Raw genomic sequence first — 21,367 nt, 5'->3', positions numbered from 1 at the left:
CCCCATGAGCCTCGTCCTCCACTTCGCCGCACGGTCGGATGTGGGCCGAGTCCGTTCCAAGAACGATGACTCCGCCTACGCCGGCCGTCACCTTGCCGTGGTCGCGGACGGGATGGGCGGACATGTGGGGGGCGATGTCGCCAGTGCCTCGACCGTGCTGGACCTGGCACCACTGGACGCCACCGGGTACCCAGACCCCTCCACGGTGCTGCCGGATGAGATCCAGAACGCCAACCTGATCCTGAACGATCTCGTCCACGCCAACCCCAAGCTGGCCGGCATGGGGACCACCTGCACCGCCGTGCTGCTGGCCGGGACCACCCTGCACCTGGCCCACATCGGCGACTCACGCGCCTACCGTCTCCGGGAGGATGAGTTCTCCCAGGTCACCAAGGACCACACCTTCGTCCAGCGCCTGGTGGACGAAGGCCGGCTGCACCCGGACGATGCCGAGTCCCACCCCCACAAGAATGTGCTCATGCGCGTGCTCGGAGACGTGGACGCCTCCCCCGAGCTGGACATCACCGCGCTGGAGGTCACCGCCGGCGAGCGCTGGCTGCTCTGTTCGGACGGCCTGACCGCGGTGGTGCCCCCCACCGTGATCGAGTCCAAGCTGCGCCACGGTGGAGATCTTCGGGACGTGGTCGATGAACTGGTCGAGCTGACCCTGGCCGGCGGCGCGCCGGACAACGTCACCATCGTGGCGCTGGAGATCGTGCAGAGCGATGAACAGGACCCGCCGGAGACGGAACCGTCCTCTGAAGCGCTCTCGGACGAGGCCCTGGCCGCAGCGACTCCGGCGCGCACCGGCCCCGTCTCGGCCACCCTGCTGCGCGAGGACCTGCAGTCTCGGCCCCACGAACTGGTGGGCGCCGCCGATCTGGCCACCCAGACCGGGAAGATCCCGATCGTCACCCGGCGCTCCACGGAGAAGCGGGCCGCGGCGCTGCTCACCGGTGGGTCCCCCACCCGCATCACGGGCAGCGGTGGTCCGGCTGGACTGCCTGCCCCGGCGGCTGCCGCCACCGGCGCCGCACCAGGGGTCTCCGCACCGGCTGGGCAGGCCCCGGACCGGGGCCAGGAAGCAGCGACCCAGCACACCGCCCACCGTGCCGATGCACAGGACCTCACCGCGCAGTCCGATCTGGACGCAGAGCGCCGGGGCATCCCCCCGGAGGACCTGACCGGGGCCATCCCCCCACGTCGCCGCCGCTCCGTGTTCCTGCCGGTCTTCACCGCCCTGCTGGCCCTGACCTTCCTGGCCGTGCTCACCTTCGGCTACCTCTGGACGCAGACCCAGTACTACGTGGGCAACAACCGCGGGCAGGTGGCCATCTTCAACGGCGTCTCACAGCAGGTCGGCCCCATCAGCCTCTCCCACCTGGACCATGAGACCGACATCCCCCTGGACCGGCTGCCCGCCTACTCCCGGCAGCGCCTGCTCTCGGGACTGCCTGCCCGGGATCTGGAGCATGCCCAGGAGATCGTCGCCGAACTCGAAGGCTCCCTCACCCCGGAGGCCCCTCCCGTGTCCGACCCCTCCACCCAGCCCTCGCCCTCCCCGAGCGCGACCGCGGCACCCAGCCCGTCGCCGTCGGGAAGCGCCCAGAGCCCGTCCCCGAGCGGAACCCGCCCACCCGCCGCTGAGGTCAACGCCGTGGTGGACGGCGCCGCAGCCGGCGCCCTGGGAGGTCGACGCTGATGCCACAGGTCATCTCTCCCGCCCGCCCTCGGCGCACCACGGAACTGGTCCTGCTCCTGCTGGCCCTGGGCATCGGCCTGGGTGCACACCTGCTCTCAGCGATCGGCATGGACCGTGAGGTCACCGCCGAGTACTGGATCCAGACCGGTGTGCTGGCCATCATGGCCCTGCTCTTCCACCTGGTCCTGCGCCTGAAGGCCCGGTACGCGGACCCCTACATCCTGCCGATCGCGGTCACCCTGAACGGTCTGGGCATCGCGATGATCCACCGGCTGGACCTGGAGAGCGGGGACAACGCCGCTGACCGGCAGCTGCTGTGGACGGTGGTGGCCATGGGGGCCGCCCTGGTGGTGCTCTGGTTCCTGCGCGACCACCGACTGCTGCGCCGGCGCACCTATCTGTTCCTCATCGCCGCCGGCCTGCTCCTGGTGCTGCCCCTGATCCCGGGGCTGGGCATGGAGATCAACGGGGCCCGGATCTGGATCAACCTCGGAGTGGGCTCCTTCCAGCCCGGGGAGGTCGCCAAGATCATGCTGGCCATCTTCTTCGCCGGCTACCTCTCGGCCAACCGGGATCTGATCCTGCTGGCCGGCAAGAAGGTGGGACCGGTGACCTTCCCCCGGTTCCGGGACATGGCACCTCTGGTGATCGCCTGGATCATCTCCATGGGGGTGCTGGTCTTCCAGCGTGACCTGGGTTCGGCGATCCTGTTCTTCGGCCTGTTCATGGCCATGATCTACCTGGCCACCTCCCGGGTCTCATGGATCATCCTGGGGCTGGCCCTGGTGGGCGTGGGCGGACTGATCGCGATCAACACCATCTCCCACGTGGGCCTGCGCGTGAGCGCCTGGCTCAACGCGTTCGACCCCGAGGTCTACAACCGCACCGGCGGCTCCTTCCAGATCGTCCAGGGGCTCTTCGGCCTGGCCTCCGGTGGGCTGCTGGGCACCGGGCTGGGCGAGGGTCGGCCGGACATCGTGGCCTACGCCAACTCGGACATGATCGTGGCCTCCTTCGGCGAGGAGCTGGGCTTCGTGGGTCTGGCGGCCATCATCATGCTCCTGCTGCTGCTGGTCACCCGGATGATGCGGGCCGCCCTGGGCACCCGGGACACCTTCGGCAAGCTGCTGGCCGCCGGACTGGCCTTCACCATGGCCCTGCAGTGCTTCGTGGTGATCGGCGGGGTGACCATGGTGATCCCGCTGACCGGCCTGACCACCCCGTTCATGGCCGCCGGAGGATCCTCACTGCTGGCCAACTGGATCGTGGTGGCCCTGGTGCTGCTGGTCTCCCAGGCCGCCCGGCGCCCGGTGGTGGTCGGCCCCATGGTCAACGCCTCCGGGACCGGATCAGGCCACCAGGACCGGTCCGAGCCCACTTCACTCCCTGCACCCACCACCCCAGGAGGCGAGCGATGAACCAGGCCATCCGCAACACCTGGGCCGTCGTCGTCGCCCTGTTCCTGATCCTGTTGCTGGCCGTGTCCATCATCCAGGTGGTGGCGGCCGATGCCCTGAAGAACAACGACTTCAACTCCCGGCAGCTCTACCAGGAGTTCGGCGCCCCCCGCGGTCCGATCCTGGTGGACGGTGAGCCGATCGCCGAGTCCGTGGAGTCCTCTGACGACTTCAACTACCAGCGCGTCTACCATGACGGCCCGCTCTACTCCGGGCTCACCGGCTTCTACTCGCTGACCTTCGGTGCCACCGGCCTGGAGGAGAAGATGAACCGGTACCTGGCCGGCACCTCGGACGGACAGTTCATCGACCGGGTCGTGGAGCTCTTCTCCGGCACCCCCATGGAGGGTGCCCAGGTGGAGCTGACCATCGACCCGGAGATGCAGCAGGCGGCCTATGACGCCCTGCCCGCCGGAGTGCAGGCCTCTGCGGTGATCACCGAACCGGCCACCGGACGGATCCTGGCCATGGCCAGCCGGCCCAGCTATGACACGAACCTGTTGGCCACGCACAGCGGCACCCGCGCTCGGGCCAACATGGAGGAGTTGCAGGGACTGCCCGGCCTGAGCCCCTACATCAATCGCCCCACCCAGACCCTGGCCGCTCCCGGGTCCACCTTCAAGCTGATCGACACCGTGGCCATGCTCGAGTCCGGAGAGTACGCACCGGATCAGATGGTGCCCCTGCCCAGCCGCATCATCCTGCCCAACTCCAACACCCCCCTGGGCAACTTCGCCGCCGGCCTGTGCAACCAGCACTCCCAGCAGACCCTGGAGTGGATCTTCGCCCAGTCCTGCAACACGCCGTTCGCCGAGGCCGCCATGGAGCTGGGTCAGGATCGGATCCGGACCACCGCGGAGAACTTCGGATTCAACCAGAGCCTGGAGATCCCCCTGTCTGTGTCCGCATCGCGCTTCCCCGAGGACTTGGACGACGCCGCCCTGGCCCAGTCCTCCATCGGTCAGCGCGACGTGGGGGCCACCGCCCTGCAGATGAACATGGTGGCCGCGGCGATCGCCAACGACGGCACCCTGATGAAGCCGCAGCTCATCGACACCATCCGCGGTGCGGACCTGACCACCCTGGAAGAGCCCCAGCCTGAGGTCTACAAGAACTCCACCAGCCCCGAGGTGGCCGAGCAGATGACCCAGATGATGAAGCAGGTGGTCCAATCCGGCACCGCCTGGCAGGCCCGCTCCGACCAGGTCGAGATCGCCGCGAAGACCGGCACCGCTCAGCTGGACCCCGAGTCCGGCAAGGTCAACTCCTGGATCACCGGCTTCGCACCGGCCGATGACCCGCAGGTCGCTGTCACACTGGTGTATCAGAACACGGACTATGAAGACGGTCACATGATGACCTCAGCCAATATGAAGAGGATCGTGGAAGCGGTGGTCGAACAGTGAGGCCGACATCAGGAATCACCCTCGGAGGGCGGTACCAGCTCACCGAGCGCATCGCCATCGGCGGGATGGGCGAGGTCTGGAAGGCCAAGGACCAGGTTCTGGGCCGGACCAATGCGGTGAAGATCCTCAAGGAGGAGTACACCGGGGACACCAACTTCCTGCGCCGGTTCCGCGCCGAGGCCCAGCACACCGCGCTGTTGAACCACCCCGGGGTGGCCAATGTCTACGACTACGGTGAGGAGGACGGCTCCGGATACCTGGTCATGGAGCTGGTCCCCGGACCGCCGCTGTCCTCCATCCTGGAGAAGGAGAAGGTCCTCTCACCGGACCGGACCCTGAACATCATGTCCCAGACGGCCCGGGCCCTGTCCGCCGCCCATGCACAGGGACTGGTGCACCGGGATGTGAAGCCGGGCAACCTGCTGATCACTCCCCAGGGACGGGTGAAGGTCACCGACTTCGGCATCGCCCGCCTGGCGGACCAGGTCCCGCTGACCGCCACCGGTCAGGTCATGGGCACGGCCCAGTACCTGGCCCCCGAACAGGCCACTGGGCAGCAGGCCACCGGCTCCTCGGACATCTACTCCCTGGGCGTGATCGGCTACGAATGCCTGGTGGGACACCGACCGTTCTCCGGTGAGTCCCAGATCGCGATCGCCTTGGCCCAGGTCAACGACCCGCCGCCGCCGCTGCCGGAGTCCATCCCGCAGCCGGTCCGCGCGCTGATCATGTCCATGCTGGCCAAGGACCCGAAGGACCGTCCGGCCAACGCCACCGCCCTGGCCGACGCCGCCGATGCCCTGCGCCGCCAGGACACCTCCAGCGCGGTGGCCGCCGTCCCGGGGATGATGGCCTTCCTCACCGGTGGGGCCGCCACAGGAGCAGACCAGCCCACCGAGTCCATCACCCAGGTCCATCCGAGCGGCTCCGACGACTACTCGGGCATGACCCAGACCCATGCCACCGAGGTCATCCCCGGCGACGGGGCGTCCGGGGCCGGCGGGACCAGGACGTCGGCGCTGCCCGTGGCCAGCGCAGCCTCTGCGGGCGGGGCAGCCCTGGCCGGGGCAGCCGCCGCCGATCAGTCCGGACGCATCACCGCCACCGGCACGCTCGACCAGGTCGATCAGGCCGGGCGCTCCGAGCATGCCCTGTCCGCCGCGGACATGGACCACCCGGCAGACCTGGACCAGCCCGCACCGCGCCGCCGCAGCCCCTGGACCTGGCCACTGATCGGTCTGCTGCTGCTCATCGCCTTCACCCTGCTGGGCATGTGGCTGCTTCCGCTGCTCGCCGGGGACGAGAGCGAGGATCCGACCACCTCGGCCCCGCCGACCACCTCCTCAGCACCCACCAGCTCCTCGGCATCCCCCACCTCGGAGGAGCCGACCACCCAGGCCCCCACCACCTCGGCGGCCCCGGCACCGATCACCTCGGCTCCTCCAACCACTCAGGCACCTCCTACTTCAGCACCGCCGGAGACCACCGAAGCCCCCACCACCTCCGCACCACCGGAGACCACCACTCCGCCGGAGACCACCGAAGCCCCCACCACCTCAGCACCACCGGAGACCACCGAAGCCCCCACCACCTCCGCACCACCGGAGACCACCGAAGCACCGCCCACGAACACCGAGACTGCCACGGAGACGGCCAGCGCCGTCGAACCTCCTGCTCCCGTTCAGCCCGGCGAACCCGGCGAGCCCGGTCCGCCCGGTCAGCCCGGGCCGCCTGGTGAGTCGGCGCCCCCGGAGGTCGGCTGACGGTGTCCGGGCAGCAGCGCATCCTCAACGACCGCTATGAGGTCGGTGAGCTCATCGGTCGGGGTGGCATGGCTGATGTCCATCAGGGACGGGACCTGCGGCTGGGCCGGCGTGTGGCCATCAAGCTCATGCGCCCGGACCTGGCCCGGGATCCCCAGTTCCAGTCCCGCTTCCGCCGGGAGGCCCACTCCTCGGCTGCGCTGAACCATCCGAACATCGTCTCGGTGTTCGACACCGGCGACATCCGACTGGAGGACACCGCCCACCACGGGGTGATGTGCCCCTTCCTGGTGATGGAGTTCGTGGACGGCCAGACCCTGCGTGAGCTGCAGCGCCGCGGTGAGGTTGATCCGGAGTCCGCCGCCCGGTGGATGCGCGGCGTCCTGGAGGCGCTGGACTACAGCCACTCCCAGGGGATCGTGCACCGGGACATCAAGCCCGCCAACATCATGGTGACCCGCGGCGACGTGGTGAAGGTGATGGACTTCGGGATCGCCCGGGCCCTGGCCGACTCCGCCGCCACCATGACCCAGACCCAGGCCGTGGTGGGCACCGCGCAGTACCTCGCTCCCGAACAGGCCCGGGGAGAGAAGGTCGATGCCCGCTCCGACCTGTACTCCGCCGGCTGTGTCCTGTTCGACCTGCTCACCGGCCGACCGCCGTTCCAAGGTGATTCCCCCGTGGCCGTGGCCTATCAGCACGTGCGCGAGGACCCGCCGGTCCCGTCCACGGTGAACTCGCTGGTCACCCCGCAGCTGGACGCCGTGGTGGCCCGAGCCCTGACCAAGGACCCTGCAGACCGGTACCAGAGCGGCCGCGAGTTCTCCCAGGCCCTCCAGCGCGCCTCCGCCGGCCAGGATCCCCACCCGGAACGGGACGACGACGCGACCACCGCCCTGCCTGCCGCCTCGACGAACGCAGCGGCCGGTGCCCTGGGCGCAGAAGGCGCGGGAGCCGACGTCGGGACAGGGGGGATCTCCGCGGTCCAGGACCCCTACCCGGACCCTCAGCCCACCCAGGCCCTCCCCGGGCTGGAGGACGAGGAGCCGCCTCCGCGGCTGACCACAGGCCGTCACGAGGTGGTGCCGCCGCCTCCGCTGGAGTACCGCGACCCCCGGTCCCCCTCCACCGACCAGACCCGGGAGGCCGACCAGGACGCCGACCATCCGCTGCGGATGCGGCACGAGGACGACTCCCATCGGCGGCGGGGGGCCGGAGCCAAGGCTGTCGTCGGGGTGCTGGTGGTGCTGCTGGCGATCGGTGCCGTGATCGGCGGCTGGTTCCTGGTCCAGGAGTTGAACCGCCGCAGCGTCGAGGCCAACCAGGTGAGCGTTCCGACCGTGCGTGGACTGACCCAGATGGAGGCTCAGAACGCACTCACCCAGGCCGATCTGCGGCCCATCCTCACCGAGGTGTTCGACGACGAGATCGACCCGGGCCGCGCGGTCGGCACCGACCCTGCTGAGGGTTCCACGGTGACCCGGGAGCGCGAGGTCACCCTGCAGATCAGCGGCGGCCCCGAGCAGGTCACCCTTCCGGAAGACCTGGCCGGCCAGTCCGAGGCCACGGTGCGGGACACCCTGGAGGGCCTGGGCCTGACCATCTCCTCGGTGCGGGATGTGGAGTCCTCCACGGTGCCTCGTGACCGTCTGGTGGAGACCTCACCCGCCCTGGGGTCCACGGTCCGCTCCGGATCGGCGGTGGAGCTGCACATGTCCAACGGTCAGGTGTCCGTGCCCTCCCTCACCGGGCTCACCGAGGAGGAGGCCCTGGAGGCGGTGCAGGAGGTCGGTCTGCGTCTGAGCGTGGTGCCGGTGACGACGAGCTCCACCGAGGAGGGACGGGTGATCGAACAGGATCCTTCGTCCGGAGACCTGGTGGCCCAGGACTCGAGCATCACCGTCCGGGTGGCTCAAGCCCCGGAGCCGTCCCCGAGCCCCACCCCGAGCCCCACCCCGAGCAGCCCCTCTCCCACGCCTACGCCCACCCCGACGAGTGAGTCGCCCAGCCCCACGCCGAGCGAGGAGCCCTCTCCGACCCCCAGTGAGGATCCCTCCTCATCAGCTGAGCCGACCGTCTCCGTGGAACCCAGCCCCGAGCCCTCCAACCCGGGCACGCCCTCGGACTGACTGCCCAGCGGCTGAGGTCAGCCCACCAGTGGGGAGAGCTGGGCGGCGCGCGCCGAGGCGCCGGCCATCCCCAAGGACTCCAGCCAGTTGCCGAGCATGCGGTAGCCGCCCTCGGTCAGCACCGACTCCGGGTGGAACTGCACACCCCACAGCGGTGCGGTGCGGTGCGCCACCCCCATGACCACGCCGCCGTCGGTCTCCGCCGTGATCTCCAGCTCCGACGGCAGGGTGGAGCGCACCGCGGCCAAGGAGTGGTAGCGCGTGGCCGTGAACGGATCGGACACTCCGGCGAACATGGTGTGGCCGTGATGCCGCAGGCTCGAGGTCTTGCCGTGCATCAGCTCCTCGGCGTGGGTCACCGTGGCGCCGAAGGCCTCGGCGATCGCCTGATGGCCCAGACACACCCCGTACAGCGGCATGCCGTGTGCGGCCGCCCAATGGACCATCGGCACGCACACGCCTGCCTCACCGGGAGCACCCGGACCGGGAGAGAGCAGCACGCCGTCCCGCTCGGCTGCCAGTTCCTGGGCCTCCTCCAGCGTGACGGCGTCATTGCGGACCACCAGGGTGTCCGCGCCCAGCTCACGCAGGTAGCCGACCAGGGTGTAGACGAAGCTGTCGTAGTTGTCGATCACCAGGATGCGGGCGGCGGCTGAGGTGGCGGAGGAGTCGATCATGGCGTCGAGCCTATCGCTCCGCGGACCTCGCCGAGCCTGATGGACCGCCGGGGACATGGTGGGCCAGGACACAGCCGATAGACTGGTGCGGACATCCGCGCCCCTTCTCAGAACAGGAATCCCGTGCCCGAATCCTCCTCTCGCAAGTCCGGCAAGAACCACGTGGAGGCTGCGCGCGCCGAGCGCCGGGCGGACCGCCGGTCCGAGGACCTGGGCCCCGAGCCGCTGCCCACCTGGTACAAGGTGGTCATGTTCGGCCTGATGATCGTGGGCCTGATCTGGATCTGCGTCTACTACATCACCATGGGCGTCTGGCCCCTCCCACAGGCCGGCGGCTGGAACATCCTGATCGGATTCGGATTCGCCATGATCGGGTTCCTGATGACCACGCGGTGGCGCTGACCCGCTGTCCCCACAGCTGTGGACATCTTCACCAGGGCAACCCATCCCTTGCTGACCTGGGCAGATTCATTCTCACGGACAGCACGATCGGAATGACAGCGGTGTAGTTCATCCACACTGTGGACAACTCCTGTGGATAACTTCCGTGTGAATCACACGGGTGTCATTCCGTCCACACCTGTGGACAGAGGTGGGGACAACGACGACGGCCCCGCACCTGCACGGGGCAGGCACAGGGCCGTCGGGGTCAGCTCGGGGGCGGGTGCGCCCCGTCGTCAACCCAGGATCGCCAGCGGCGTGAGCCGGGCGGCGCCGATGGCGGTGAGCACCACCAGGACCACCACGATCCCGGCGATTGCCGCCCACTGCAGCACCACGCCGCGGTCCACGCGGGAGGATCCCGGTCCGCCCGCCGGGCGACCACGGGGGATGAGCGTCATGGCGGCGGCCACGGCGGCACCGGTCACCAGGCCGCCGATGTGTCCCTGCCAGGAGATGTTCGACCCCATGAACGAGATGACCAGGTTCACCACGATCAGCGCCACGATCGAACTGACCTGGCCACCCGTGGCGCGCAGCACCATGAACAGCGCCGCGAAGAGCCCGTAGACGGCACCCGAGGCCCCGACGACCGGCACGGTCGGTTCGGAGAGCCACAGCACGGCCACCGATCCGCCCAGTGCTGAGACCAGATACAGCGTCAGGAACCGCACCCTGCCCAACGCCGGCTCCAGGGCCTGGCCGATCATCCACAGGGTGAACATGTTGAACAGGATGTGCATCGGCGTGCCCAGCGAATGCAGGAACGCCGAAGTGAGCATCCGGTATGGCTCCATCTCCAACGCCGAGGTGTGGGCGCCGGCGTACCAGAACTGCTGGGTGATGCCGTAGCGGTCCGCAGAGGTCATCCACTGCAGCACGTACACCACGGCACAGATCGCAATGATCGCGTAGGTCAGCCAGGGGGTGTCCGCTCCGCTGCGGCGGGCCAGCCCGGGCATGGCACGCCGTGCCGGCTGGCGGCCTGCCGGAACCGCTGTCCCCTGGCCCCATGCCGGACCGGAGGCATCCTGCCCCGGGTGACCGGCCGTCGTCGGGCCCTGGAGAGGCTGTCCCCAGGGATCCGTGGCGGTGGCCGACTGCACACAGTCCACACAGTGCACCCCGACGGCGGCCCGGCGCTGGCATTCAGGGCAGGCCGGTCGCGCACAGCGCTGACAGCGGACAAAGGACGGGCGGTCCGGATGACGGGGGCAGACCGGCAGCTGCTGGCCTGCGGCGTCATCCGAACCGCCCGGGGTGAAGAAGGACACGGAGGGTCAGACTTCCTTGATCTCGATGGTCTCGATCACGACGTCCTCCAGCGGCTTGTCCCGCATGTCGGTGGCGACGGCGTTCAGCGCGTCCACGACCTTCTGGGAGTCGGCGTCCTTCACCTCACCGAAGATGGTGTGCTTGCCCTGCAGCCAGGTGGTGGGCACGGAGGTGATGAAGAACTGGGAGCCGTTGGTGCCGCGGCCCATCTGCTTGCCGGCGTTGGCCATGGCCAGCTTGTAGGGAGCGGTGAAGTCCAGGTCCGGGTTGATCTCGTCGTCGAACTGGTAGCCGGGGCCGCCGATGCCCTGGCCCAGGGGATCGCCGCCCTGGATCATGAAGTCCTTGATGATGCGGTGGAAGATCGTGCCGTCGTAGAGCGGGGTCCCGGACTGGGTCTCGCCTGTCTGCGGGTGCACCCAGTCGCGCTTGCCGGTGGCCAGATCGATGAAGTTCTGGACGGTCTTGGGCGCGTGGTTGCCGTAGAGCTCCACCTGGATGTCGCCCTGGTTGGTCTTGATCGTCGCCTGATGAGTCGCAATGGCAGTCATGGGGTTCATTGTTCCATCCACAGAGTGGGACGCGGCGGCTCTGGGACAGGAAAGTCGGCGATCTTCGCGCAGGGCCGAATCACGCGTTCAGCCGAATCAGCCCCCTGCCCGTGCGCGAGAGGGCTACTTCACCGTAGGCTGAGAGGCGAACTGGTCCCCGTCGACGAGCAGTCGATCGCCCTGGAGGCCAGTAGACCCGCGTCTAATCATGGAGGATCAGATGGGCAAGAACCGCACCCCCGTTGTGGAGGACCGCCTGAGCGCCGGAGCCGACACCCTCATGCGTTGGGCCGCGCCGAAGTTCGAGAACATGCTCGCCTGGGCCGAGAAGGGCGCAGGCGAGGGCAAGGCTCGCGCGAAGATCGCCGCCAGCCAGGCCACTCACCAGATGGAGGACACCGTGGACAAAGTCACCCCCCAGATCCAGTCAGGCCTCGCCGCCGCCGGCACCGCACTCGCCGGTGCTGCCAACCGCGTCGTGAACAACGTGGACCAGGCCCGTCACCAGGTCCAGGACGACTACCTCCCTGCCGCCTCGAGCCGTCTGGCCGATCTGGCCGGACAGGCCAACAAGGGCATCCACCACGCCAAGGTGAACCCCGCGGTCGAGGACATCCTGGTGAAGCTGACCGGGGACAAGAAGGCCGTGAAGAAGCTGCGCAAGGCCGGTGAGAACTACACCAAGGTCGCGCAGAAGCAGCTCAAGAAGCACGGCAAGAAGAACTCCAGCGGCAAGGGCTGGCTGGTGGCCGGCATCGTCGCCGCAGCCGGTGCCGCGGCCGTCGCCGTGTGGCAGCTGACCAAGCCGGTCGAGGATCCGTGGAAGAACCCGGCTCCGAAGCCGCTGACCCCCACCGGTCAGGCTCCCCAGCCCGTCACCACCGGTGCCGCTGGCGCTCCCGTGACTGCACCGAAGCCCGCTCCGGTCGCCGGCACCCCCGCCGCCGCTCCGTCCGCAGGTGCGGCTGGCACCGCCGCCACTCCGGCTCCGGCCGCCGCCGGTGGCAACGCCATCGTGGACACCGCCGAGGAGAAGGTCCAGGGCGCCCCGGCCCCGAAGTCGGCCAACTGAGGACCCCGCTCAGCCGTCTGGGCTGAATGACCACGAAGGCCCGTCGTCCGTTCTGGACGGCGGGCCTTCGCGCATCGGGAAGGACCTCATCCATCCAGCAGGAGCCGGAGCGGGATCTGGCGCGGTTCCTGGAATCCCAGACTGCGGTACAGGTGCTCTGCGGAGCTGCTGGCCAACAGGTCCACCACCTCCGCACCCGCCGAGCCCAGCCAGTCGATCAGGTCCTGGGTGATCTTCCTGCCCACGCCCTGTCCCCGGGCGGAGGGCGCAACCACGAGATTCTGCACGACTCCCATCCGCCCGGTGGGGAAACCGGGTCCGGGCAGGCCCTGGACGAGGCTGGCCCGGCCCCAGCCGAACAGTTCGCCTTCAGGTCCCCGAGCGACGCAGTACCGGTGCTCAGGAGAGTCCAGTTGACTCTGGATCACCCGGCCAGCGGCGTCCTGCCATCCCGTCTCCCCGGCCGCCTCCGGGCGGGAGGCAGCGCCCTGACGCGCCAGATCGGCGAAGAGCTGGACGCGCAGTCGGAGCATGGTGGGCACATCCTCGAAACTGGCCGGTCCAAGGGTGAAGGGGCTGTTCGGCATGCTCGAAGTCTCCGGATGACTGACCACCACGAGCTGGGATGCAGAAGAGCCCGGTCCATGGTGGACCGGGCTCTTCCTTCTCGGTGGAGGCAAGGGGACTCGAACCCCTAACCCCCTGCTTGCAAAGCAGGTGCGCTACCAATTGCGCCATGCCCCCGAGGGTGTTCAGTTGTCCTGGTCTGTCCGGGTGGTTCCGGATGGAGCCAGAGAGTCTGTGGCCGAACCCCAGACCTGCTTGCCCTGTTCGTTCTCGCGCCAGGCGCGGACTCCCAGGACCGTGACCACACCGGCTGCCAGAGCCGCGAACCGAATGATCGGCTTCATGTCCTGCCTTCCCCGGACCGGCCGGTTGGACTCAGGTCCGAGGACCCGTGCGTGGACTGTGTGGAGTGGGCGTACCAAGACTTGAACTTGGGACCTCTTCGTTATCAGCGAAGCGCTCTAACCGCCTGAGCTATACGCCCTCGATCGGAACCAGCGGGGCCGGAACCGATGATCAACGTTACCCCACCCTTCCGGGTGGAGCAAAATCGAGTCAGATCAGTCGTCGGTCAGCGTGACGCCGATGCCGCCGACCAGGGTCGAGGAGATGTTGTAGAGGACCGCGGCCAGCATGCTGAGCGCGGTCAGCAGCACGACATTGACCACGGCGATGATGGTGGCCACGGAGGCGACCTGTCCGAGTGAGACCAGCTGCTGGACGGTCAGTGCCCCGCCCTCGCTGCCCAGCACCTGTGCCATCAGGTCGTTGACCCGGCCGAAGATCCCGGTGAGGTCCATGGTGGTCCACAGCACCACCGCACCCACGACGGTCACGATGCCGAGGGCCACGGACAGCAGGAACGCCATCTTCAGGACCGACCAGGGATCGATCTTGGAGACGAGCAGACGGGCCTTGCGCACCTTGGCCTTGGGGGCCGGACGCACCAGGCCCTTCTGCTGCGGACGCTGACCGGCGGGGCGCTGCTGAGTGCCCTGCGGGGTGGAACCTACCGGCTTGCTGCCGGTGGGGCGCTGGCCCGCAGGCCGGGACGTTCCGGATGTGCTCACTGCTGTCCTCCGTCAAGGTCCGCGTCCTGATCACCTGAAGCGGTGTCCTGATCGGCGGAGTCGGTGGGGTTCTCGGTCATCGGGGCGTCGTCGGCAACAGCGACGGCGTCCGTCTCAGCCTCCAAGACTACGTCACCCTCTGACTCGCCTTCAGTGGCTCCGCCGTTGGTCATGTACTTCTCATTGTTCAGGGTGACGGCCACGATCCGATCACCCTTGTCCGGCTTGGCGAAGATCACGCCCATGGTGTCACGGCCCTTGGCAGGAACCCCGGTCACCGCAGAGCGCACGACCTTGCCCGACTCCATGACCACCAGCACCTCGTCGTTCTCCTCGACCACCAGGCCGCCGACCAGGCTGCCACGGTCCTCCACGAACCGTCCGACCTTGATGCCCAGGCCGCCGCGGTTCTGGACCCGGTACTGGTCCACGTGGGTGCGCTTGGCGTAGCCTCCGTCGGTCACGATGAAGACGTAGGAGTCCTCCTTGACCACATCGGCGGTCAGCAGGTCGTCTCCGTCGCGGAACTTCATGCCGGTCACACCGGAGGTGGCGCGGCCCATGGGACGCAGGGCCTCATTGGTGGCGTGGAAGCGCAGCGACTGCCCCTGCCGCGAGATCAGGATCATGTCGTCCTCTTCCGAGACCAGCTGGGCCGAGACGAGCTCATCCCCCTCACGGAGTTTGATGGCGATCACGCCGGCGGAGCGGTTGGTGTCGTAGTCCTGCAGCGGGGTCTTCTTCACCAGGCCATCACGCGTGGCCAGCACCAGATAGGGAGCCCGGCCGTAGTCGTCGAGCTGCTGGACCTCGGCGATCCGTTCGTCGGGCTGGAAAGCCAGGATGTTGGCCACGTGCTGGCCCTTGGCGTCCCGTCCGGCTTCGAGCAGTTCGTAGGTCTTGATCCGGTAGACCCGGCCCAGGTTCGTGAAGAACAGGATCCAGTGGTGCGTGGACGTGGTGAAGAAGTGCTCCACCACGTCGTCCCCGCGCAGGGAGGCCCCACGCACTCCCTTGCCGCCGCGGTTCTGAGCCCGGTAGTTGTCGATCCGGGTGCGCTTGACGTAGCCGCCGCGGGTGATGGTGACCACCATCTCCTCTTCGGGGATCAGGTCCTCGATCGACATGTCGCCGTCGTAGCCGTAGAGGATCTCCGTGCGCCGATCGTCGCCGTGCTTCTCCACGATCTCGCGCAGCTCCTCGGAGATGACCTCACGCTGGCGGATGGGGGAGGCCAGGATCTCGTTGTACTCGGCGATGCGCTTCTGCAGCTCGTCGTACTCGTCCTGGATGGCCTGACGCTCCAGGGCGGCCAGATGACGCAGCTGCATGTTCAGGATGGCCCGGGCCTGGTCATCGTCGATGTCCAGGAGTGTCTTCAGGGCCTCGCGCGCGGTCTCGGCGCTGGAGGAGGCGCGGATCGTGGCGATGACCTCGTCGAGCATGTCCAGGGCCTTGAGCAGACCCAGCAGGATGTGGGCTCGCTCCTCGGCCTTGCGCTTGCGGAACTCGGTCCGGCGCACGATCACGTCGATCTGATGCATCACCCAGTGGTGGATGAAGCCGTCCAAGGACAGGGTCCGAGGCACACCGTCCACCAGGGCCAGCATGTTGGCGGAGAAGTTCTCCTGCAGCTGGGTGTGCTTGTAGAGGTTGTTCAGCACCACCTTGGCCACGGCGTCGCGCTTGAGCACGATCACCAGGCGCTGGCCCGTGCGGCCGGAGGTCTCGTCACGCATGTCGGCGATCCCGGAGATCTTGCCGTCGCGGACCATCTCGGCGATCTTGGCGGCCAGGTTGTCCGGGTTGGCCATATAGGGAAGCTCGGTGACGACCAGGCAGGTCCGGCCCTGCAGCTCCTCCACGTTGACCACAGCGCGCATCGTGATCGAGCCGCGGCCGGTCCGGTAGGCCTCGTCGATCCCCTTGCGGCCCAGGATCTGGGCGCCGGAGGGGAAGTCAGGGCCCTTCACCCGCTGCAGCAGGGCCTCGAGCAGCTCCTCACGCGTGGCCTCGGGGTTCTGCAGGTACCACTGGACACCGTCGGCGACCTCACACAGGTTGTGCGGAGGGATGTTGGTGGCCATGCCCACGGCGATGCCGGAGGAGCCGTTGACCAGCAGGTTCGGGAACCGGGCCGGCAGCACGGTGGGCTCCTGCTGCTTGCCGTCATAGTTGTCCTGGAAGTCGACCGTGTCCTCGTCGATGTCCCGGACCATCTCCATGGCCAGCGAAGCCATCTTGGTCTCGGTGTAACGCTGGGCGGCGGCACCGTCGTTGCCTGGCGAGCCGAAGTTGCCCTGTCCCAAGGCCAGCGGATAGCGCATCACCCAGTCCTGGATCAGACGGACCAGGGCGTCGTAGATGGCCGAGTCACCGTGCGGGTGGTAGTTGCCCATCACCTCGCCCACCACACGGGCGGACTTGTTGAAGGAGCGGTCCGGACGGTAGCCGCCGTCGAACATGCCGTAGAGCACGCGGCGGTGCACGGGCTTGAGGCCGTCGCGCACATCCGGCAGGGCTCGTCCGACGATGACCGCCATGGCGTAGTCCAGGTAGGACCGCTTCATCTCGGTCTGCAGGTCGACCATCTCGACCTTGTCCCCCGGATCCAGCGGTGAGACGACGACGCCCTCGACGGCCTCGGTCTCGGGGGTCGGCGTCGTCTCTGAGCTCTCAGGATTCTCAGGCTGAGAGTTCTGGGCCTCAGTGTTCTCGGGGTTCTCGGGGGTCTGGTCGCTCACGCGCGGTGTCCTCGGATCGTCTCAGTGGTGCAGGGTGCGTGCACCGGTGATGGCACGGTGTGGTGCACGGGTGACGGGGGGTGGGTCAGATGTCCAGGAAGCGGATGTCCTTGGCGTTCTGCTGGATGAACGAGCGGCGCGACTCCACGTCCTCGCCCATGAGCATGGAGAACACCTCGTCTGCGGCGGCGGCATCGTCCATGGAGACCTGCAGCAGGGTGCGGTGCTCGGGATCCATGGTGGTGTCCCACAGCTCCTGGTAGTTCATCTCGCCCAGGCCCTTGTAGCGCTGCACGCCGTTGTCCTTGGGGTAGCGCCAGCCCTTGGCCTGGCCCGCGGCGATCGCCTCATCCCGCTCGGTGTCGGAGAAGACGTAGTCGTGCGGGGCGTTGGACCACTTGATGCGGTACAGCGGGGGCTGGGCCAGGAACACGTGTCCGTGTTCGATCAGCGGGCGCATGTAGCGGAAGAGCACCGTGAGCAGCAGCGTGGTGATGTGCTGGCCGTCCACATCGGCGTCGGCCATCAGCACGATCTTGTGGTACCGCAGTTTGGCGATGTCGAACTCCTCGCCGATGCCCGTGCCGAACGCGGTGATCATGGACTGGATCTCCATGTTGGACAGCGCCCGGTCCAGGCGCGCCCGCTCCACGTTCAGGATCTTGCCGCGCAGGGGCAGGATGGCCTGGGTCTCGGGGTTGCGGCCCTGCTTGGCCGAGCCGCCCGCGGAGTCACCCTCCACGATGTAGACCTCGCAGCGCGAGGGGTCCTTGGACGAGCAGTCCGCGAGCTTGCCGGGCATGCCGAAGGACTCCAGCGGGGACTTGCGGCGGGCGTTGTCCCGGGCCTTGCGAGCGGCCATGCGGGCGTGCGCAGCCATGATGGCCTTGCGGATGACGTCCTTGGCCGGGCCGGGGTTGCGCTCAAGCCAGTCGCCGAGCTGATCGGTGACGATCTTCTGCACGAACCCGCGGGCCTCGGAGTTGCCCAGCTTGGTCTTGGTCTGTCCCTCGAACTGCGGCTCGGAGAGCTTGACCGAGATCACCGCGGTCAGGCCCTCGCGGATGTCGTCGCCGGAGAGGTTCTCGTCCTTGGCCTTGAGGATCTCCTTCTCGCGCGCATAGCGGTTGATGAGGCTGGTCATGGCCGCGCGGAATCCCTCTTCGTGGGTGCCGCCCTCGTGGGTGTTGATGGTGTTGGCGTAGGTGTGCACCGACTCGGAGTATGCGGTGGTCCACTGCATGGCCACCTCGGCGGCCATCTTGCGGTCGGTGTCCTCGGACTCGAAGGAGATGACGTCCTCATGGACCATCTCCACCTTCTTGCCGGAGTTCAGGTGCTTGACGTAGTCCAGCAGGCCGTTCTGGTAGCAGTAGTCGACCATCCGCTTCTTGCTGGTCCCCTCGGCGGCCTGCAGCTCCGCTGGGTTGGCGCCACCGGTGGACACCAGCTGCTCGCCGTCCTCGGCCACCTCCACCAGATTCCCGACGACGGCGCCCTCGCCCTCCGCTTCCTTCGCGCCGGAGGCCTCGCCCCCGGCGATCTCATCCTCCTGCACCTCGTTGTTCTCGAGGGAACGCTCATCGGTGAGGGTGATGCGCAGGCCCTTGTTGAGGAAGGCCATCTGCTGGAAGCGGGCACGCAGGGTCTCGAAGTCGAACTCGGTGGACTCGAAGATCCCGGCATCGGGATAGAACGTCTGAGTGGTCCCGGTGCGGTCGGTCTCCTCGCCCTTGACCAGTTCGGTCTGGGGCACACCGCCGTGGGCGAAGCTCATCCGCCACACGTGGCCCTGGCGCCGGATCTCGGTCTCCACACGGGAGGAGAGGGCGTTGACCACGGAGATGCCCACGCCGTGCAGACCGCCGGAGACGGCGTAGCCGCCCCCGCCGAACTTGCCGCCGGCGTGCAGGATGGTCATGACCACCTCGACGGTGGGCTTGCCCTCCGTGGGGTGCATGTCCACGGGGATGCCGCGGCCATTGTCCTCCACGCGCACGCCGCCGTCGGCCTGCAGGGTCACGTGGATGGTGTCGCAGTACCCGGCCAGGGCCTCGTCCACGGAGTTGTCCACGACCTCGTACACCAGGTGGTGCAGTCCGCGCGGCCCGGTGGAGCCGATGTACATGCCCGGCCGCTTGCGCACGGCCTCCAGGCCCTCCAGCACGGTGATGTCATCAGCACCGTAGGCGTGCTCGACCCGGGTCGAGGGCTTCTCCGGAGCCTGCGGGGCACCGGCTGCGGCGGGATCCGTGGACTCGGTCGGCGCCGCGTCGATCGGATCGGTCGGTCCAGTGCCGTTGTTCTCTGCGGCTTGCTCTTCGGCCACGTGCGGTACGGCTCCTCAGGTCGATGTCCTCCCGTGCGCGCCGGTGGGCGGCCTCGGGACAGACGGACGGGCAGGACCGCAGGAGAGGGGACGCCGCAGTGGGCGCGCCGAAGCCTGCGGCACAGTTCCTTCACATTCTACGCCAGCCGCGCCGATCTCGCGGGATTCTGAGGGACGCTGTGGGCAGAACATGCCATGAGCGGGACAGAATCGCAGATCCCGCGCACCAGGGCACCCTGATCTGGACCCCGATCCGCCTCCTGGGGTCCAGAGGCCTCAGAACGGCGTCTGACGGCTCCGCGTCTCATCCGTAGGTGTCCCGCGGTCCGCGGCCCTTGACCACGCGCGGACCCTTGCGCCAGGACGGTGCAGCCGGGCCGTGGATCTGCAGTCGCGTGACGATCCCCGGACCCAGTGCCTCTTCGAACCGGCCCAGCAGGACCGGGGTGAGCAGCTTGAGCTGGGTGGCCCAGGCCGTGGAGTCACAGCGCACCACCACCACGGTGTTCTCGAAGCTCTCCGGCCGGCAGTGCAGGGCGATGTCCGCTCCCACCAGTTCGCTCCATCGCGAGAGGACAGATCCCACGGCCACCGGTGAGGACCAGCCCCGGTCCGCCACCAGGTTGCCGAAGACGTCGCCGAGCATGCGCGGATCCCGCGCATCGCCCAGCCAGGCGGTGCCCCCACGACGACGGCCGCGTGCAGTCCCGGCACCGGCTCTCCCGGTCCCGCCCTCACCGTCACGGGCGGCCGATCGACCGGTGCCCGGCAGCAGCCCCCGTCCGGGCCGCTGGCGCACCTCTCCTCGGCTGACCGCAGCCTGACGGACCCGGTTCAGCGCCACCAGGGCGGCATCGGGCTGCACGTCCTCGGCCGTGTCTGCCGGGTCGGCGGGACGGTCTCGGTCGTCGGCGGGGCCGGTCTCCGTCCGGCGCCCACGCTGCGGGGCGCTGCTCACTGAGGTGCCTCGCCGTCGTCGGGACGCTCTTCTGGAGCTGCCCGCTCGGCGTCATGTGCCGGGTAAGCGAGGGTGACCAGGCTGCCGTCCTCCGTCAGCCGCACCCCGATCCGGTTCCCGGCCAGTTCCTGGGGGATGTCCTCCGCCACGGCAGCGGTCACCAGCAGCTGTTCGGCCCCGTCCACCAGGGAGGCCAGGCGGGAGCGCCGCTGGGAGTCCAGCTCGGCGAAGACGTCGTCCAGGATCAGCACGGGGCGGGCGTCCGGATCCGGATCGTCCTGGACCATCACCTGGTAGCTGGCCAGTTTCAATGCCAGAGCCAAGGACCAGGTCTCACCGTGAGAGGCGAATCCCTTGGCCGGCGCCGGTCCGAGCTCCAGGATCAGCTCGTCCCGGTGCGGCCCGGACAGGGTCAGGCCACGGTCGCGCTCAGCCTTGCGTCCCTCGGTCAGCTGGCGCAGCAGCGCCTCATAGAGCTGCTGCTCGTCCGGCACGGAGCTGTGCCGACCCGCGGCCTCGGGGACGGTGGACTCGTAGGTGTAACCAGCGTCCTTGGAGCCGTCCGTCAGGGCACGGTAGGCCTGGGTGAGCGGTTCGGCCAGCAGCTGCAGCACGTGAAGTCGGCCGTTGAGCAGCCGCGCCCCGGCTCGGGAGAGATGCTCATCCCACACCGCCAGGGTGTATTCGTGCTCTTCGGTCCAGGACCGGGACTGCCGGGCGTTCTTCAGCAGCGCATTGCGTTGCCGGAGCACGCGGTCGTAGTCGGACCGGGCTCCCCCCAACGCGGGCCGGAGCTGGACCATCAGCTCGTCCAGGAATCGCCGCCGGCCGGAGGGGTCCCCGGTGACCAGGTGCAGGTCCTCGGGGGCGAAGATGACACACCGCAGCAGGCCCAGTGCCTCCCGCGCCCGCTGAGGGGAACCCCGGTTGATCACGGCCCGGTTCGACTTGCCCGGGTTGATCTCCAGCTCCACGGAGACCGCTCGGTCTCCGCGGTGGATCCGCCCGCGTACTCTGGCCTGGTGGGCACCGAAGCGCACGAGCGCTGAGTCCTGGGACACCCGGTGGGAGTCCTGGAAGGCCAGGTATCCCACGGCTTCGGCGATGTTCGTCTTTCCGACGCCGTTGGAGCCGACCAGGACGGTGGGACCCGGCTCCAACGGCAGCTCGAGCTGAGCGTAGGAACGGTAGTCCGTCAGGGACAGATGCGAGAGGTACACCGAGGT

Annotated in this window: 17 protein-coding genes and 2 tRNA genes; 7 read left to right on the top strand and 12 right to left on the bottom strand. The window is 68.5% G+C overall.

The annotated features are described in order from the left end of the window. Positions 1–4 precede the first annotated feature (4 nt). The 5 genes from ACEXHE_RS10070 to pknB are packed head-to-tail and all read left to right on the top strand — an operon-like array spanning position 5 to position 8,457. Positions 5–1,702 carry a PP2C family protein-serine/threonine phosphatase gene (locus ACEXHE_RS10070; protein ID WP_374785700.1) on the top strand — a complete coding sequence of 566 codons (1,698 nt, stop codon included), beginning with the start codon at positions 5–7 and terminating at the stop codon, positions 1,700–1,702. Continuing rightward, positions 1,702–3,120, top strand: coding sequence for an FtsW/RodA/SpoVE family cell cycle protein (locus ACEXHE_RS10065; protein WP_091699089.1), 1,419 nt, complete (start codon positions 1,702–1,704; stop codon positions 3,118–3,120). Before ACEXHE_RS10070 ends, ACEXHE_RS10065 begins: the two co-directional genes overlap by 1 nt. Continuing rightward, a complete protein-coding gene (locus tag ACEXHE_RS10060) occupies positions 3,117–4,565 on the top strand; it encodes a peptidoglycan D,D-transpeptidase FtsI family protein (protein WP_374785699.1) in 1,449 nt (482 codons plus the stop codon). The genes ACEXHE_RS10065 and ACEXHE_RS10060 overlap by 4 nt, the downstream gene beginning before the upstream one ends. After that, positions 4,562–6,328, top strand: a complete 1,767-nt coding sequence (locus ACEXHE_RS10055; RefSeq protein WP_374785698.1) for a protein kinase — start codon at positions 4,562–4,564, stop codon at positions 6,326–6,328. Before ACEXHE_RS10060 ends, ACEXHE_RS10055 begins: the two co-directional genes overlap by 4 nt. A 2-nt stretch (positions 6,329–6,330) precedes the next feature. Continuing rightward, positions 6,331–8,457 carry a Stk1 family PASTA domain-containing Ser/Thr kinase gene (gene pknB, locus ACEXHE_RS10050; protein ID WP_374785697.1) on the top strand — a complete coding sequence of 709 codons (2,127 nt, stop codon included), beginning with the start codon at positions 6,331–6,333 and terminating at the stop codon, positions 8,455–8,457. A 17-nt stretch (positions 8,458–8,474) separates the two neighbouring features. Here pknB and ACEXHE_RS10045 read toward each other — a convergent pair whose 3' ends face one another. Further along, the gene (locus ACEXHE_RS10045) at positions 8,475–9,134 is read right to left on the bottom strand and encodes an aminodeoxychorismate/anthranilate synthase component II (protein WP_091699083.1); all 660 of its coding nucleotides are present in this window, start codon (positions 9,132–9,134) and stop codon (positions 8,475–8,477) included. Positions 9,135–9,257: 123 nt separating this feature from the next. On the opposite strand from ACEXHE_RS10045, the gene ACEXHE_RS10040 reads away from it, so the two are divergent. After that, on the top strand, positions 9,258–9,536 hold the full coding sequence (locus ACEXHE_RS10040; RefSeq protein ID WP_091699081.1) for a cell division protein CrgA: 279 nt from the start codon (positions 9,258–9,260) through the stop codon (positions 9,534–9,536). 275 nt (positions 9,537–9,811) lie between these two features. On the opposite strand, the gene ACEXHE_RS10035 is transcribed toward ACEXHE_RS10040, so the two are convergent. Both ACEXHE_RS10035 and ACEXHE_RS10030 read right to left on the bottom strand, forming a co-directional pair. Next, complete coding sequence (locus ACEXHE_RS10035) at positions 9,812–10,849, bottom strand: rhomboid family intramembrane serine protease (protein ID WP_374785696.1); 1,038 nt, start codon at positions 10,847–10,849, stop codon at positions 9,812–9,814. A 6-nt stretch (positions 10,850–10,855) separates the two neighbouring features. Beyond that, positions 10,856–11,401, bottom strand: a complete 546-nt coding sequence (locus ACEXHE_RS10030; RefSeq protein ID WP_091699079.1) for a peptidylprolyl isomerase — start codon at positions 11,399–11,401, stop codon at positions 10,856–10,858. Between the two features lie 220 nt (positions 11,402–11,621). Here ACEXHE_RS10030 and ACEXHE_RS10025 point away from each other — a divergent pair, with 220 nt between their 5' ends. After that, positions 11,622–12,473, top strand: a complete 852-nt coding sequence (locus ACEXHE_RS10025; RefSeq protein WP_143109500.1) for a hypothetical protein — start codon at positions 11,622–11,624, stop codon at positions 12,471–12,473. A gap of 86 nt (positions 12,474–12,559) precedes the next feature. On the opposite strand, the gene ACEXHE_RS10020 is transcribed toward ACEXHE_RS10025, so the two are convergent. The 9 genes from ACEXHE_RS10020 to recF form a co-directional block, all read right to left on the bottom strand. Further along, positions 12,560–13,060 (bottom strand): GNAT family N-acetyltransferase, encoded by a 501-nt coding sequence (locus ACEXHE_RS10020; protein WP_374785695.1) that lies wholly within the window; start codon positions 13,058–13,060, stop codon positions 12,560–12,562. 84 nt (positions 13,061–13,144) lie between these two features. Beyond that, positions 13,145–13,217 (bottom strand) — tRNA-Ala (locus ACEXHE_RS10015). 8 nt (positions 13,218–13,225) lie between these two features. Further along, the gene (locus ACEXHE_RS10010) at positions 13,226–13,384 is read right to left on the bottom strand and encodes a hypothetical protein (RefSeq protein WP_277245108.1); all 159 of its coding nucleotides are present in this window, start codon (positions 13,382–13,384) and stop codon (positions 13,226–13,228) included. Between the two features lie 66 nt (positions 13,385–13,450). Beyond that, positions 13,451–13,524: transfer RNA gene (locus tag ACEXHE_RS10005), tRNA-Ile, on the bottom strand. Between the two features lie 76 nt (positions 13,525–13,600). Continuing rightward, a complete protein-coding gene (locus tag ACEXHE_RS10000) occupies positions 13,601–14,110 on the bottom strand; it encodes a DUF3566 domain-containing protein (RefSeq protein ID WP_374785694.1) in 510 nt (169 codons plus the stop codon). Further along, positions 14,107–16,854: a DNA gyrase subunit A gene (gene gyrA, locus ACEXHE_RS09995; RefSeq protein ID WP_374785693.1), complete on the bottom strand. Its 2,748-nt coding sequence runs from the start codon at positions 16,852–16,854 to the stop codon at positions 14,107–14,109. Before gyrA ends, ACEXHE_RS10000 begins: the two co-directional genes overlap by 4 nt. 85 nt (positions 16,855–16,939) lie before the next feature. Continuing rightward, positions 16,940–19,132, bottom strand: a complete 2,193-nt coding sequence (gyrB, locus tag ACEXHE_RS09990; protein WP_374785808.1) for a DNA topoisomerase (ATP-hydrolyzing) subunit B — start codon at positions 19,130–19,132, stop codon at positions 16,940–16,942. 355 nt (positions 19,133–19,487) lie between these two features. Continuing rightward, the gene (locus ACEXHE_RS09985; RefSeq protein WP_091699142.1) at positions 19,488–20,048 is read right to left on the bottom strand and encodes a DUF721 domain-containing protein; all 561 of its coding nucleotides are present in this window, start codon (positions 20,046–20,048) and stop codon (positions 19,488–19,490) included. 89 nt (positions 20,049–20,137) lie between these two features. After that, on the bottom strand, positions 20,138–21,361 hold the full coding sequence (recF, locus tag ACEXHE_RS09980) for a DNA replication/repair protein RecF (RefSeq protein ID WP_374785692.1): 1,224 nt from the start codon (positions 21,359–21,361) through the stop codon (positions 20,138–20,140). Between the last annotated feature and the right edge of the window lie 6 nt (positions 21,362–21,367).

The sequence above is a fragment of the Micrococcus sp. IITD107 genome (assembly GCF_041927415.1).
GTDB lineage: Bacteria > Actinomycetota > Actinomycetes > Actinomycetales > Micrococcaceae > Citricoccus > Citricoccus terreus.
The sequence above is the reverse complement of the archived record's forward strand: the minus strand, read 5'-3'. Positions and strand labels throughout refer to the sequence as shown.